Genomic DNA, 14,501 nt, shown 5'->3' on the forward strand with positions numbered 1-14,501 from the left:
CTGTTTAATATATATACGATTATAGGAATGTAATCATGGTAACAGCTGGCGAAAAACCCGGAACAGGCTTCTACTTCTGTGCTCAGTGCGGTCATAGAGTGTTTTTAGAAATTAATACCGACCCTTTACCACCTTGCACGAAATGCTACTGCACACAATTTAAACGTTAAGAATGAAATAATATTTGCGTTCGCATTTAACAAAAAGCCCTGTCACCTGATGGGGCTTTTTGTTAATTTAAAAATAAGACTTACATAACAAGACCCGTGATGGGCATGAAAAGGAAACCGTTATGGAAACAATATTGGGTTTATGTATTGGCGTGGGGCTGAGTGCTGCCTGCGGTTTTCGCGTGTTTGTGCCGCTACTGGTCATGAGCATTGCCACCATGATGGGATGGTTTGAGCCATCGAAGGGCTTTGAGTGGTTAGCTCTGCCATCGGTGTGTTTGGCTTTAGGCGTGGCAACGGTGTGTGAAGTTGCAGCTTATTATATTCCTTGGGTTGATAATGCCTTAGACACAGTCGCGACTCCTGCGGCGATGATCGCGGGTACGTTAGCGACAATGGCGGTTAGCAGCGGAGAAATGTCTCAGTTTGCCAGTTGGGCGGCAGCGATTATTGTGGGCGGTGGTACGGCTGGTGTGGTGCAAATGAGTACCGTTGCTGCACGTGGTGTTTCAACTGCAACTACGGGTGGCTTGGGTAATTTTGTCGTTGCAACAGGGGAGTGGATTGGGGCAATCTTACTTTCGGTTTCTGCCATGTTAGTGCCTGCGCTTGTGGCAATAGTGGTGCTGATTGCAGTTATTTGGGTGGTACGTTGGATTCGCCAGAAAAAGCAAGAACAGGTGCATAGTCCGTTGTAAATTATAAATGTGGCTTTCATTACCCAAGATTTTTAATGATATCTATTTGAATATTTAGTCTATAACTAGTTGAAGTTTATTTTAAAAGGTCATATTTTAAAAAACGACTCAGCTTTAAATATTATTTCAATAATAGTAAGGGTAATAGGCAGTGATTTTTAGACTAAATGCCTTATAAGAAATTTTTATTTAAAGGGAATTTTAAACTTATTTATTATATTTAGGGGCAGTAGATGACGAATAATGCTAATCCTGTTGTTAATTTACCTAATATTACAACTTCTACAATAGTTGGAATAAATACTCTATTACCTTCTTTAAATATTCCTAGAAGTATTCTAGCTAGTGATGAGGCTATTGAGTATTCATGGGCCAATTTACCTAGGCAACTCAAGAATATTCCTCTAGAGTACAGAAACGAACTTATAGCCCGAATGTGTATAGCAGTGAGCGTTGGATTATTTGACAGTGCTATAAATTATGTTTGGAATGCAGCTATTTTGAGCCTAAGAGAAAAAGTAAAATCTTTTGGTTTGAATGTGGTAGCTCAGATTTTACAAAAAGATTTTGAAGAAAAGCATCTTCTTGATTTGCAAGACAGTGAGCTATTAGATATATGCTTTCAATTGAATATCTTAGATGAACAGGCTTATTTCTTTTTATCACAAGCTAGATCTACCAGAAATAATTATTCTGCTGCACATCCTAGTGTGGGAATGATTGATGAGACAGAGCTTTTAGCATTCTCAAATCGTTGTATTCAATATGCTTTAGCGAATCCGACACAACATACAGGAGTTGTTTTAAAAGAATTTATTGATACATTAAAATGCGGAGCATATTCAGAACTTCAAAAAGCACATTGGATAAGTTCCCTTAGTCAAACATATGATGCTCAAAGGACTATTTTAGTGAAAATGATGCATGGTATGTATTGTGATGCTAATAGTTCGGAAACAACTAGGCAAAATATTATAAATCTATGTATTTCAGTCAAGGAGCAATTTACATCACAATTAAAATCGGATTTGATCACAAATCATAATTCTTATAAGGCAAAAGGAGATGAGGACAAACATAAAGCCTCTTTAAAGTTCTTTGAATTATTAAGTTTATTAGGTTTGTTGGATAGTTCTGAATTACATAGTTTATTCCATCGGGCAATAGAACGACTTTATCAAGTCCATGGAGCTACTAATAATTTTTATAATGAACCTCCTTTTGCAGAAAGAGTATATGAGATTACTCAGCAGCATAGTGTCCCTTCTACAATCCAAGAACTGTATGTACATCATATTGTATGTTGTTACATTGGAAATGGATACGGAGTTTCAAATGCAGCAATACCATTTTATGAGAATATGATTAGAAACTTTTCTCCATTAGAAATAAGTTTTCTATTTAAACTTGCTCAGACGCCAAATGTAATATTGGGTTACAGAATTGAAAATGTTCCTTCCTGTAAAAGAAGATTTGGGTATGTACTTGATTTAATTAATTTAGATAGTGTGCCTGATAGCGTTAAACCTATTTTTAGTAAATTTAAATCTCAATATTAAATTTATATCTTCTCTATACGTAATAAAAAAGCCCAACATCCTGTTGGGCTTTTTCGTATTTGGGTACTAGATATGACTCCTGTCGTATCTCACGCTCCTGGTGCTTGAACCTATTATTGTTGTTTTATGTTCCGGAACATCCTGTTCCTGTATGAGTTCATATTAGGAAAAAAGTGGTAAGTCGCCAATCCGCAAAATCCCTAAAAGTTTGTAGGATAAAACGTACATTGAAACATGGTATGGGGCATTTTGTAGTTACAACGGGGGGCGAATAGAGGGGGCTTACTTTTATATCTAATCATTTGAGATGTTGAGAAGAATAAGAGTTGCTATTGATAACAATATGTTATGTTTAAGTTTGGTTGTAAAAAGAACAATTTTATCGGGAGTAATAAATAAATGACCGTTATGTTGGTAAAACCTCATTTAAGATTTAAAGAAAGCTATAACAACTATATTAATGAATTAGCAGATGAAGATCGTCACCCTTTGACAACGGAGTTTGACCATACAAATTTTGAATCATTTTTGAATAAACTAAGAGATTATGAAAAAGGGGAATCCCTAGAAGAAGGGCATGTTCCCAACATTACATATTGGTTAGTAGAAGGTAATGAAATTATTGGCGCGTCTAACTTGCGACTTAAACTCAATGAACAGATTGAATATTGCGGTGGGCATATTGGTTTAGGTATTCGTCCCTCTAAACGTGGACAGAATTTTGGCTCGAAATTGTTAGAGCTTACAATTCAGGAGGCATGGAAGTTAGGCCTAACAGAATTACATATACATTGTTATAAATCTAATTTAGCTTCTGCAAATACCATTCAAGCAAATAATGGCCGCCTTCACTCTGAAATTACTCTCAACCAAGTAGTGCAAAGGTATGTTGTGCATAAAACAATATAAGAATTTTCTTTTAGGTTATTTTTAAATGGCAATAAAAAAAGCCCGACATCCTGTCGAGCTTTTTCGTATTTGGTTGCTAGATATGACTCCTGTCGTATCTCACGCTCCTGGTGCTTGAACCTATTATTGTTGTTTTATGTTCCGGAACATCCTGTTCCTGTATGAGTTCATATTAGGAAAAAAGCAGGGTGTCGCCAATCCGCAAAATCCTTAAAAGCTTGTAGGAAAAAACGTACAAGATCGCTTTCGATATATATTATTTTGAATTCAACTTTAGGCCCCTGTGCCGCAACAGACTTTAATCTTTTGCGCTGATTTAAAGTAATAAACCATTGCAACACAGAGATAAAGAGCTAAGCCAAACGCTTAGCCCAGACTACTTTTGTCACACCGCTGCATGACGCTAAAGAAAGTAGGGGCAAAGTCCCGTGGGAGAACAGGACTTTGCAAACTGACATGTTCTAGCTGCTGCATCAGCTTGAGTGAGTAGGTTTGTTCAAGCCGCTGATAAATACATCCACAACTGGTCTTAGTGTGTCCACCCGACAGGCAAATTTTTTCAAACTCCTGCTGAGTGTGTAAGTTACAACCCGAAATTCCCAAGCTCGCTACAACCAAACTTAAAGCTATAATAGATTTATAAATTGTCATATTATTCTCATAATAATTTATATCTATGAGTAGAATAAAAATATAATTAGTTTTAAGATTTAAAATAATTTTAGGTAATAATTAATCCTCCCATAATTATAGGAAAATAAAATAATTAAATTTTTAAAATAAAAATAATTTATAAATTTAAAAAACTAGGCAATAGAAAACCTAAATTTTAAATAAATAAAATGATTAAGCAGGAGAGGGAATAAGTTTGAAAAATGTCATGGTCAACTCCTTATAATTTATGGAGTCCTACCACCAGATTACCGCGAATTAATTTATGGTGGTAGAACGAAAGGGGGTTGACAGACTGGACTCGTAGAACCAGCACGCACGGGGCGTCCCCCTCCCGTCCTACCGCAAAGAAAAGGGGACGCAAGGGTCTAACGAATTATAGTAGAACTATAACCCGCTACGAGTTACGGTCTGTCAAAACCGTCTGGCAATGTAGGCCAGCAACGAGATAATAATCGGTGATTTTAATTACGTCAATTTAATATTTAAAATATTTTTGATTTAATAATAAAAAATAAATGTATTTTTAAAATAATAGGATTAATATTTATATTTAATTAGAAAAAATAAATAATAAAATAAGTTGTAAGTGTAATGTTGTTAATAGTAGAGATTCATTATCTTATAAATAAAATATTATAGAGATAGCTGCCTATTCTAAACTTTTAAGCATTTCTTTAGCATCCGAATCACCTGCATCGGCAGCTTGCTGAAACCATTTCTTTGCCAGTTGTAGGTTTTTCGGCGTGCCTTCACCATTTAAATACATCTGGGCCAAGTTGTACTGAGCATCGCTTTCATTATGCTCAGCCGCTTTGGTGTACCACTTAAGGGCTTGCTCATCACTTTGTGAAACGCCGTGACCTTTTTTATATAGATGAGCTAAATTATATTCTGCGGGTGGATAGCCTTGCTCGGCAGCACGACTAAACCATTCAAACGCCTGCACATAATTTTGCGCAGTTCCTTCACCTCTGTCGTATAAAACCCCTAAGTTATATTGCGCTTTAGCATGGCCCTTGGCCGCAGCCTTGGTGAAATAATCAAAAGCGCGCTTGGCATCTTTTTCGACGCTCGTACCTGTGTAATACAGCATTCCTAAACTATATTTTGCCCCCACGCTTCCATTTTGGTCAGCCGCAGTTAACCATTTAAACGCTTGTTCATAATTTTTAACCACACCTTGTTCGCCGCTTAAAAGCATCATCCCCAGATGATATTGAGCAACAGCTTGCCCTTGTTCTGCACGATATTGAATATCGGCCACACTCGGTTCAGCAAATGCTGAAGAATGAAGTGAGAAAATCACCGTAAATATATAAAAAGCAGACTTTTTTATTTTCATATCTTATCCTGAATTTTATTAATTTGAGTAGTTGCTTTCTTTAATATCTATTTGAATATAAAAGAAAAATATTAAATATGTTTGGTTGGTTTATAACGCTTTAAAATGATCTGATTTTACGGTTTAAATACCTATTTAATAAGAAATTAACCTAAAACTGCATATTTAGACTAGTTACATTTTGAAAATGAGTATAGATAGACAGATTAGTCTTTTTTTAATTAAAATGCGGCCTAAATATAAGTTTGATTGATAATAAAAATGCAGATGAGTGTGTCGAGTATATTGGAGCGTTTAGGCCTTGTTTCACAAAATCGCGCTGTTCATATCCAATTCTCAAATCAGTCTTTAAATCAGCAAGTTTTCTTGCAACGCATTGAGGGTGAACATACCCTCAACCAAGGTAGCGTTGCTGAGTTACTGTGTCTGTCGACAAACGCGCATATTGCATTAAAACAATTTATTGGCTGTCAGGTTGCCGTAGATCAAGTCACTGACACAGGCCAGTTCTTTAGAACAACAGGAATTATTACCGAAGCGAGCCAAGGGCAAAGCGACGGCTCACTCACCATTTATAACCTTACTTTAAAAGACCCAACTGCACTCTGGCATAAGCGCCGTAATAGCCGCGTGTTTATGAATAAAAGCGTGCGTGATATTAGCGAAATTCTGTTTAAAGAATGGCAAGGCAAAAGCCCATTGTTTGCCTCAAGTCTAACGCTCGACACGGCAGGCTTAACCAAAGATTACGATGTGCGTCCATTTGTGATGCAGTCAAACGAAAGCGATTATGACTTTTTAACCCGTTTGTGGCGTAGCGAAGGCATCAACTGGCTGGTCGATGAATCACAGCTTTTGGTCGCTGATCCGAAGGCTTCCATTCAACCACAAGTGTTACGTTTAATTGACGATAACCAAAATTATCAGGCCCTTGAACGTCGAAGCCTACGCTACCAGCGCAGCAGTGCCACAGAGCAGTTTGATACCATTACCCAAGTCAAGGCAGAGCGCCGTTTACAACCAACTTCGGTTCATGTGCAACGCTGGCAAGCAGATGCGCTGCAACAAGAAGAAGGCAGCGGTAGCGTACAAGGCACACAAAAGCACAGCGAACACTATGACAATGCCAGCCTAAATCTTGAAGACGCATGGCACATTAGCCCAGCCTGGATGCAGGACCTAAAAGGCGAAGACCAAGCTACAGCTTCAGGCAATAGCCAGATTGAACAGCTTAACCAGCACATGAATGCTTATCATCACCTGAGTTCTAAACAATTTACCGTTGCTGGTAACGTTCGGGATGCACAGGTCGGTTACTGGTTTGAACTCAATGATCACTCAGAACTTGATCAACATGACAGTGCCGATAAAGAATTCTTAATCTTAAGCAAGCACTACTATAACCAAAATAATTTACCGAAAGAATTACAACAGCAACTTGAGCGACTATTACCAAAAGATAAGCTCAAGGCAGCCCAACTCGACAGCCAAAACCCTGAACAGCGCCACTATGCTGAGCTGAGCGTTGTTCGACGAAATATTAAAGCTGTGCCTGAATATAACCCGCTAGAACACCGACCAGCTGCTCATCCGCAGCGCGCTAAAGTGGTGGGGCTAGAAGGCGAAAGCATCCATGTCGACCAGTGGGGCCGCATTAAAGTCCGATTCCTGTTTACCCGAGCTGACGACCATAGCCATGATGGTGGGGCAGGAAGTAACGACAATGACACTGACTCGGCTTGGGTAGATGTGCTGACCCCGTGGGCGGGCGCCGGTTATGGCGCACGCTTCTTGCCTCGCGTAGGTGAGATCGTGGTCATCGACTTCTTTGACGGCAATATTGACCGCCCATTTGTAGTCGGACGTATTCATGAAGCCGAACGTCACCCAACGCAGTTTGACCAAAAAGGCCAGCTACCTGACACTAAAAAACTCAGCGGCATCCGCTCAGAAGAAGTCGACGGTAAAGGCTTTAACCAGCTACGTTTTGATGACACGACAGGGCAAATCAGTGCCCAGCTACAAAGTAGTCATGCGGCAAGCCAGCTCAACTTGGGTAACTTAAGCCATCCAAAAGATAAGGCGGAGAGTGAAGGTCGTGGTGAAGGCTTCGAACTAAGAACAGACCAGTGGGGCGCAGTAAGAGCTGGCAGTGGTTTACTCGTTAGTACCCACAAACAGGATCAAGCTCAAGGTGTACACCTTGATGCAAATGAGGCTAAGCAACAAATAGAAGGCGGCCTCAACAATGCCAAAGCACTCAGTGAAGTTGCCAAAAATCAGCAAACTGACCCTTTAGAAAATTTAGAAAACCTAAAATCTTTTATTGAAAAACTTGAGCAGCAAGACAACGCAAAAGCCAAAACCTTTAAAGAAGCGATTATGCTGCTGGCAAGTCCGAATAGTGTCGCGTTGAGTAGTAACGAAGACATTCACTTAACCGCAGATGGGCAGCTAAACCAAACTGCTGGAGACAGCATTAATCTGTCTACCCAAAAGAACCTGATTGCACATGCCCAAAATAAAATTAGTCTTTTTGCAGCTCAAGAAGGGGCAAGACTCTATGCAGGCAAAGGCAAAGTCGAGATACAAGCGCAAGGCGATGGAGCAGATTTGATTGCCCGTAAAGCTGTTCAGGTGATTTCGACTGAAGACAAAATCGAAGCGACCGCAGCCAAAGAAATTGTACTCACCGCAGGCGGTTCTCAAGTCAAAATTACCGGTTCAGGCATTTTTATGACCACAGGTGGTAAGTTTGAAGTGAAGGCTGGACAGCATAAATTTAGTGGCAGTCAAACAGTAACAACCGATCTTCCTAATCTTCCCTCATCACCTAATGGAAAGTATATATTGGAATTTGATGTTCGTCATAAACTTGATAATGTGGCATTAGAAAGCTTACCAACATATAGCCTTATAGACTCTCAAGGTAATATTAGAACTGGTAGTGTTCCAAAAGACGGAATTGTGCGTGTCGCTTCGTCAGATAAAGAAGAAAAATTTACCCTCATGGTTCATAAGTATGATGTAGAAGCTATGGAGGAAAAGGAGTGACTTATACTGCTCGTTTAAAGGTATTTTGCGACAATAAAGAAATTCTGACTAAGCTAAATTATACTTTTACAAATACAACAACAAAACAGAACTATGGAGGCAAGCTTGATGCGAATGGATGTACGAGAGTTTATCCATGCAACAAGTTGGATCTAATTTTTGTTGAACTCATTTTAAATAATTCTAAGCTCGCGAGAATTCGTGTTCCTGCATTGGAAAATGGAGAGTTTAATAAATCCACTTTTCAATTAAAAACAACGAGTGGCTCAACAAAACAGGCTGATACTAATAAAGTACCTGTTAAAGTAAAAAATGAACTGGAAATAGCATTAGATAGTTTAAATGGTACTGCTGTTTATTTTGGAAATAATTTCCTAGCTCATGATTCTCATCTACGTGAAATTTATATCCGTGAAGTGAAAAAGATGAGTGACCGCTACCTTCAGTTAGTCAAAGAAGGAAAGATGACAGTAAAAGAGGCGACCTCAGAGGCAACGAGTTTAAGAAATGAAATATTAGAAGGTATTCGAAAACGTAATTCACCAGTGGGGCGTGCTATAGCAGAAAAAGAAAAACTGCTCACAAAAACAATGGATGAATTCATGGAGTACTATGCATTACAAGAGAAAAATCCCAAATTGTTTGATGAGCTTAAAAGTAAGGGGCGTAGTGCGATAGATAGTTATGTTAAGGCATCTGCAAAACAAGGAAACCCTATTTTTAAATCGCTTAATGATTCACAAAAGAACCGAGTGTTTTACAGCATATTAAAAGGTTCAGGGAAAACGAATGCTGGGTTTAATTCTAAAATCTCATTTATGAAATGGGGGGGAAGAGCAATTGTAGTTTTTTCTGTTGCTTATGCAGGTTATGAAATCTATAACGCGGAAAATAAAGAAAAAGAAATTTACAGACAAGGCGCCTCTATTGGTGCTGGTATTGCAGGAGGTGCGGCAGGTGGAGCAATAGCAGGAGGAATTTGTGGTCCAGGATCACCTATATGTTCTGGTATTGGTATCCTCATTGGTGGCGCAATTGGGGGGATTGCTGCATATCAACTGGTAGATGCATTTGATAAAGAATTAGAAGCATTTACTGCTTGGACTGTATTTTAAAAAGAGGTAAAACAATGCTATTTAATTTTTTTAAACAAGAAAGTAATCATAAAGAGGAAAAATCTTCTCCATATTTAACGAAAGAATTATCTTGGGATGAAGAAAAAATAATAGCAATTCGATTTAATGGTACGCAGCGGACTATGTATTATAAAAATATTATACGGATAGAAATCATTGTTACTAATCTGTATTTACCTGTACCTAAATGGGTTATACAAGATGATAATTTAGAAGATCATACGACAATAGATTTTTATAATGACATAAAGCCAAATATCAATGATTTGGTTGTTGATATGTTTAATAAAAAAATAAAAAATTATGATAACCAGAAAGTTCATGAAAAAATTATAGAAGCAATGGGTGAAAGCAGTGGCTTATTTCATTTATGGAGCAGAGAAGATCTTGAGCAGGTATTAAATAAGATATGGGATAATAATAAAGATAAAATAGAAGCTAATATTAATAAAGCTATCAAAGATGCGGAAGAGCAGAGAAAAAACAAGCAATGGTGGAAAATTTTTTAAAAGATTTAGGATGGGTTGGCTATAATTATGCCCGAAATCTAGAGAAATAAAGATGAACTTTAAAAACTTAATAATATTGTTTTTAATGACAAGTTTTTTAGGGTGTAGTAGCGATTACAAGATTGAACCACATGAGCTCCCAGTAGCTTATATAGGAAAGTCATATAGTCAATTTATTAAAATTACAGGTGGTAAACTCTCAGAACAACATTTTGAATTAACTTCTAATATTCCAGAAAATCAGGGTTTCCAAATTACTCCAGTAGATGATATAGATGGATACAATCATATAAAAATAGAAGGTATTCCTAAATATAAAGGAAAATACAAAATTATAATTAATACATATTTTTATGGGCGAGGCGATGATAAGCTAACTAAAACCTATGAATTTGTAGTTAAAGAATAAAAGATATTTTTAATAAGAAGTAGATATGAAAAAGAATTTATTAATTACCATACTAATTTCAATTTTCATCATACAGTCTTTATTAAATTATTACTTCTGGAACCGTACAAAAACACCCGAAATTCATGTTTTAGAAAAACCTTTAAAGATATATTCGTTTGAAGGTAAATATTCGAAAAATAGCACTTTGCCAGAATATTATATTTTACCAGAAGGTACTGTTTTATATGATGATAGTGACTCTTTGAACAGAAGGGTTATGGTTTATTTCAATTTACAAGGTGTAGATTTTAAATTCGAAGAACAAGACCCAGATATCTTAAAACAACCTAGTGAAGTCAGTGGTATAAGGTCGAAGGACTTGCCTGATTTACTAAAAGAAATTCCTCTGACTAAAAAAGATATTTATTTAATTATTAAACATGATGAACGTATAAAAGACTCTGTGCGTTCAATTTTATTCAAAGAATACAAAATTGATCCTTCAGAGTATGAAAAATAATTAAATATTTCTGAGATATAGAACTATAAATTAAAAAATTTCAGAGAAGCGTAATTTATTACGCTTCTTCTGCTATAAGAAATAGTTTAAGCAGCTTGAATAGCTTCACCACAAAAGGAAACAGTTTCTTGCTTATGCTGGTGTAAGTACCAGAACTGCTCCGCAATGGTTTCTGGATGTACCGTGTAGGTCTTATCTTGTGCTCCAGATGTCCCATCAACGAAACCATTCACAATCACTTGGCTCACATAAACATTTGAGTCCGCTAGACTATGAGCAAGTAAGTTGGTGGCTTTGTATTGAGCGGCAGCGGTGGTTGCTAACGATGAATATTCTTTGGCAACCAAGTCGATACCAACTGCATCGAAAGCAAAAATTCCGTTTGTCGATAAAATGCTACCGTGGTTCTTCTCTAAATCGCCTAAGCAAGCTTGTACCGTCGCAATATAGCTCGAAACACGAATATGAAAGCTTTTAGTAAGCTCTAGTGGAGAGGTTTTTAAGATATTGCCTTCAATATCATGGAAAGCATTCCAATGAATATTTTTAATCTCTCCTAATCGGTCTTTAATACGATTAATAAGATTTGGTATATCTTCAAGAACCGCTAAATCACATGCAAAAGCGTAAGCTTCAATACCTTGTGTTTTAAGTTCTAAAATGGCTTTTTCGAGTTTTTCAGCATTACGTGCCACTAACCCGATTTTATAGCCTTCTTTACCAAATTTATATGCTACGGCTTTGGAAATACCCGTTCCATAACCAAAAATTATAATATTGTTGTTCATTATAAAGTTCCAAAAAACCAATTATTTGGTTAGAAATAGTTTATAATATGTTTTTATAATGTATTCAAGCGCAAAAGTTATCTCTAAGAATAGTACCCAAAGAATAAAAATGCTTAAAAGTGGATATTAGGGAGTCAGCTTTACATGAGTTATTCGGCTAAACATGCGCTGTTGAATGAACTTCCAATTTGGCTTAAAAAATTTCTTGGTAAAATAAACCGAAAAACACAAATAAAGTGGAATTTAAATTTAACTAATTATGTGCAAATGGGAATAAATTCTTTTAAATTGGCTTAATGTTGTAAAAATTCCCAAAAATAATAAAAATTCGCTTTTCTTAGAAAAACAATCCCGCAGGGTGCTGGCTAAACTATATCTCAAGGGTGTGATAGGGATCGAAAAGAGTAGCATGCACCAAAACGTATAACGTTAGTGTGTACTCACCCAAAAGGTCTCGATTCGGCTTAGGACGCTATAGATCAAAAGTTTATAGGCATAAGGTTCTAACTTACAAAGTTATAATTGTTGAAGTAAACCATAGATGTTTTCCCTTGACACCCTAAAAAATTCTCTATAATAAAAACGATACTTTACAAGAATATAATTTATGAATAAGCCTTATCTTTCTGCTTTACCTAGCGACAGCCAAATCTCATCTCAATTGAACAATGCTTACTTCCACGACTCGTGGAGTATTGTGCTTGGTCAGCCCGACCTGAATATATTTCAACAACTTATTAAGCTATTTCAACACACTCCGCAGTGGGTAGAGTGGAGCATGAATATGCGTAATAAAATTACTTCAAAGATTGGGCTTAAAGACTTAGGAAGTTTCAAACAGATTGATTCAAATAAAAAAGAAAATGAGTATGTCGCAGGCGACCGAATTGGAATTTTTACCTTACGGCAACGTACCGAAAATGAATTAGTGATTGGAGATGATGATAAGCACTTAAATGTGACTTTATCTATTTATAAAAATGAAGATACCCAAGTGCTTACCGTAACTACAATAGTGCATATTAAAAATTGGCTTGGGCGATTGTATATGCTACCTGTAATTCCTGCCCATCGAAAAATCGTACCAGCGACTTTACAGATTTTAGGTTAGATTACTATTTTTATTTACGATGTGATCAGCCAAAATTGTTTATATAATAATCTTATTATCATAATAAAGAGCTGAATAATATGGAAAATAAAAATCAGTGTCGGCAGTGCGCCGTTTGTGGGAAAAATTTTCCTTTAAAAGATCTAGTGTCTGGTGAAGTCATCCGTAATGTGATTAGCGACGAAATTTTAAAAGACTATCCAGATTGGAATTACTCAAGTTTTATTTGTCGGGCTGATCTGGCAGATTATCGAATTAAATATGTGCAGTCGCTATTACGCTCGGAAAAGGGTGAGTTATCTAATTTAGAAAATGAAGTGATCGGCAGTATGCAACGCCATGAGTTGATTAGCCGAAATACCGAATCCGACTTTGATCAGAATTGGACATTTGGAGAAAAGTTAGCAGATAAGATCGCGACATTTGGTGGTAGCTGGGCTTTTCTCATTTGCTTTGCTCTATTTTTGACAGGCTGGATTATTCTAAATACGGTGGTGATGGTTGTACGTCCCGTCGACCCTTATCCCTTTATTTTGCTGAATTTAGTATTGTCATGTTTAGCTGCAATTCAGGCGCCTATTATTATGATGAGCCAAAATCGCCAAGAAGCAAAAGACCGCTTACGTTCTCAACATGATTATCAAATTAATTTAAAAGCCGAACTTGAAATTCGCCATTTGCATGAAAAAATGGACCACCTTTTATCGCATCAATGGGAAAGGCTTGCGCATATTCAAGAAATTCAGCTCGATCTTTTAGCTGAAATGAATAAAAAACGATAAAGATTTTCTGAGTTTCACGTGGAACATGAGTAGAGCGTTATAGATTATTTTGCGGTAGATTCGAAATTTCTTTATGATTTGCCGCCATGCTCCATTGCTGCTTCTACGACCATGCCTTTAAACGACAATTTTGTTTACGCTCCGCCACAAGATCCGCTTTCAATTTTATTTGAAGATGACGATTTAATTGTGGTTGATAAACCTGCGGGTTTGTTGTCGGTGATGGGGCGTTTACCTGAGCATCATGACAGCGCTTATTTACGGGTTTTGGAAAAGTTTCCTTTAGCAAAGGTCACGCATCGTTTAGATATGGCGACTTCGGGCCTACTTATGTTTGCCAAACATCGCGATGCAGAAGTTGCGGTAAGTAAAATGTTTCAGGCCAGAACAGTCAAAAAACATTATATTGCTTTGGTACAAGGCCAAGTCGCACAAGAGGGAAGTGTTGAAGTTCCGCTCATTACCGACTGGGAAAATCGCCCAAGACAAATTGTACATTTTGAACTAGGTAAACATGCTAAAACGTTGTTTCAACCGTTGGTTTATGATGAAACAACAGATCAAAGTCGAGTATTACTTGAACCAGTAACAGGGCGTTCGCATCAGTTACGTGTGCACATGATGCATATAGGACATCCGATTATGGGGGATAAGTTATATCACCCTGAGCCTAAACGTTTTCACTTAAACCGCATGGCCTTACATGCCGCATATTTGGCTTTCCAACATCCCTTAAATGGAACGGATGTGGTGATTGAGTCACAAGTGCCTTTTTAAAATTTATATAATTAAAAAATTAATTTAATGCAATTGGGAACTGAATATATACCCAAACTGCAATAAAAGTCGGGTATTCT

At 37.1% G+C, this 14,501-nt stretch carries 15 protein-coding genes; 12 read left to right on the forward strand and 3 right to left on the reverse strand.

Annotated features, from left to right (window positions below; all coding sequences use genetic code 11):
* The first annotated feature begins 35 nt into the window (after positions 1–35).
* From RMB06_RS07485 to RMB06_RS07500, 4 genes are all read left to right on the forward strand, one after another.
* Positions 36–170, forward strand: a complete 135-nt coding sequence (locus RMB06_RS07485) for a zinc ribbon-containing protein (RefSeq protein WP_001983336.1) — start codon at positions 36–38, stop codon at positions 168–170.
* Positions 171–292: 122 nt separating this feature from the next.
* A complete protein-coding gene (locus tag RMB06_RS07490) occupies positions 293–868 on the forward strand; it encodes a DUF4126 domain-containing protein (RefSeq protein ID WP_311078994.1) in 576 nt (191 codons plus the stop codon).
* Positions 869–1,101: 233 nt separating this feature from the next.
* Positions 1,102–2,427 carry a hypothetical protein gene (locus tag RMB06_RS07495; protein WP_311078995.1) on the forward strand — a complete coding sequence of 442 codons (1,326 nt, stop codon included), beginning with the start codon at positions 1,102–1,104 and terminating at the stop codon, positions 2,425–2,427.
* 399 nt (positions 2,428–2,826) lie between these two features.
* On the forward strand, positions 2,827–3,336 hold the full coding sequence (locus tag RMB06_RS07500; RefSeq protein WP_311078996.1) for a GNAT family N-acetyltransferase: 510 nt from the start codon (positions 2,827–2,829) through the stop codon (positions 3,334–3,336).
* 366 nt (positions 3,337–3,702) lie between these two features.
* On the opposite strand, the gene RMB06_RS07505 is transcribed toward RMB06_RS07500, so the two are convergent.
* Positions 3,703–3,987, reverse strand: a complete 285-nt coding sequence (locus RMB06_RS07505) for a hypothetical protein (RefSeq protein ID WP_311078997.1) — start codon at positions 3,985–3,987, stop codon at positions 3,703–3,705.
* Positions 3,988–4,660: 673 nt separating this feature from the next.
* Positions 4,661–5,353, reverse strand: a complete 693-nt coding sequence (locus tag RMB06_RS07510) for a tetratricopeptide repeat protein (protein WP_311078998.1) — start codon at positions 5,351–5,353, stop codon at positions 4,661–4,663.
* Between the two features lie 261 nt (positions 5,354–5,614).
* Between RMB06_RS07510 and RMB06_RS07515 the strand changes: the two genes are divergently transcribed.
* Genes RMB06_RS07515 through RMB06_RS07540 form a run of 5 tightly spaced genes read left to right on the forward strand, consistent with a single transcriptional unit; the run spans position 5,615 to position 10,963 of the window.
* On the forward strand, positions 5,615–8,407 hold the full coding sequence (locus tag RMB06_RS07515; protein ID WP_311078999.1) for a type VI secretion system Vgr family protein: 2,793 nt from the start codon (positions 5,615–5,617) through the stop codon (positions 8,405–8,407).
* Complete coding sequence (locus RMB06_RS07520) at positions 8,404–9,522, forward strand: hypothetical protein (protein ID WP_032055683.1); 1,119 nt, start codon at positions 8,404–8,406, stop codon at positions 9,520–9,522. The genes RMB06_RS07515 and RMB06_RS07520 overlap by 4 nt, the downstream gene beginning before the upstream one ends.
* Positions 9,523–9,536: 14 nt before the next feature.
* A complete protein-coding gene (locus RMB06_RS07530; RefSeq protein WP_309171384.1) occupies positions 9,537–10,052 on the forward strand; it encodes a hypothetical protein in 516 nt (171 codons plus the stop codon).
* Between the two features lie 52 nt (positions 10,053–10,104).
* The gene (locus RMB06_RS07535) at positions 10,105–10,461 is read left to right on the forward strand and encodes a hypothetical protein (RefSeq protein WP_311079000.1); all 357 of its coding nucleotides are present in this window, start codon (positions 10,105–10,107) and stop codon (positions 10,459–10,461) included.
* Between the two features lie 25 nt (positions 10,462–10,486).
* Complete coding sequence (locus tag RMB06_RS07540) at positions 10,487–10,963, forward strand: hypothetical protein (protein ID WP_311079001.1); 477 nt, start codon at positions 10,487–10,489, stop codon at positions 10,961–10,963.
* A gap of 86 nt (positions 10,964–11,049) precedes the next feature.
* Here RMB06_RS07540 and RMB06_RS07545 read toward each other — a convergent pair whose 3' ends face one another.
* The gene (locus RMB06_RS07545; protein ID WP_044102466.1) at positions 11,050–11,751 is read right to left on the reverse strand and encodes an SDR family oxidoreductase; all 702 of its coding nucleotides are present in this window, start codon (positions 11,749–11,751) and stop codon (positions 11,050–11,052) included.
* A gap of 607 nt (positions 11,752–12,358) precedes the next feature.
* Between RMB06_RS07545 and RMB06_RS07550 the strand changes: the two genes are divergently transcribed.
* From RMB06_RS07550 to RMB06_RS07560, 3 genes are all read left to right on the forward strand, one after another.
* On the forward strand, positions 12,359–12,862 hold the full coding sequence (locus RMB06_RS07550) for a DUF2867 domain-containing protein (RefSeq protein ID WP_311079002.1): 504 nt from the start codon (positions 12,359–12,361) through the stop codon (positions 12,860–12,862).
* Positions 12,863–12,942: 80 nt separating this feature from the next.
* Positions 12,943–13,644, forward strand: a complete 702-nt coding sequence (locus RMB06_RS07555) for a DUF1003 domain-containing protein (RefSeq protein ID WP_016802481.1) — start codon at positions 12,943–12,945, stop codon at positions 13,642–13,644.
* Positions 13,645–13,755: 111 nt separating this feature from the next.
* Positions 13,756–14,421 (forward strand): RluA family pseudouridine synthase, encoded by a 666-nt coding sequence (locus tag RMB06_RS07560; protein ID WP_086376389.1) that lies wholly within the window; start codon positions 13,756–13,758, stop codon positions 14,419–14,421.
* Positions 14,422–14,501 lie beyond the last annotated feature (80 nt).

It is taken from the genome of Acinetobacter sp. V104_13 (genome assembly GCF_031798995.1).
GTDB classification, from domain to species: Bacteria; Pseudomonadota; Gammaproteobacteria; order Pseudomonadales; family Moraxellaceae; genus Acinetobacter; species Acinetobacter pittii.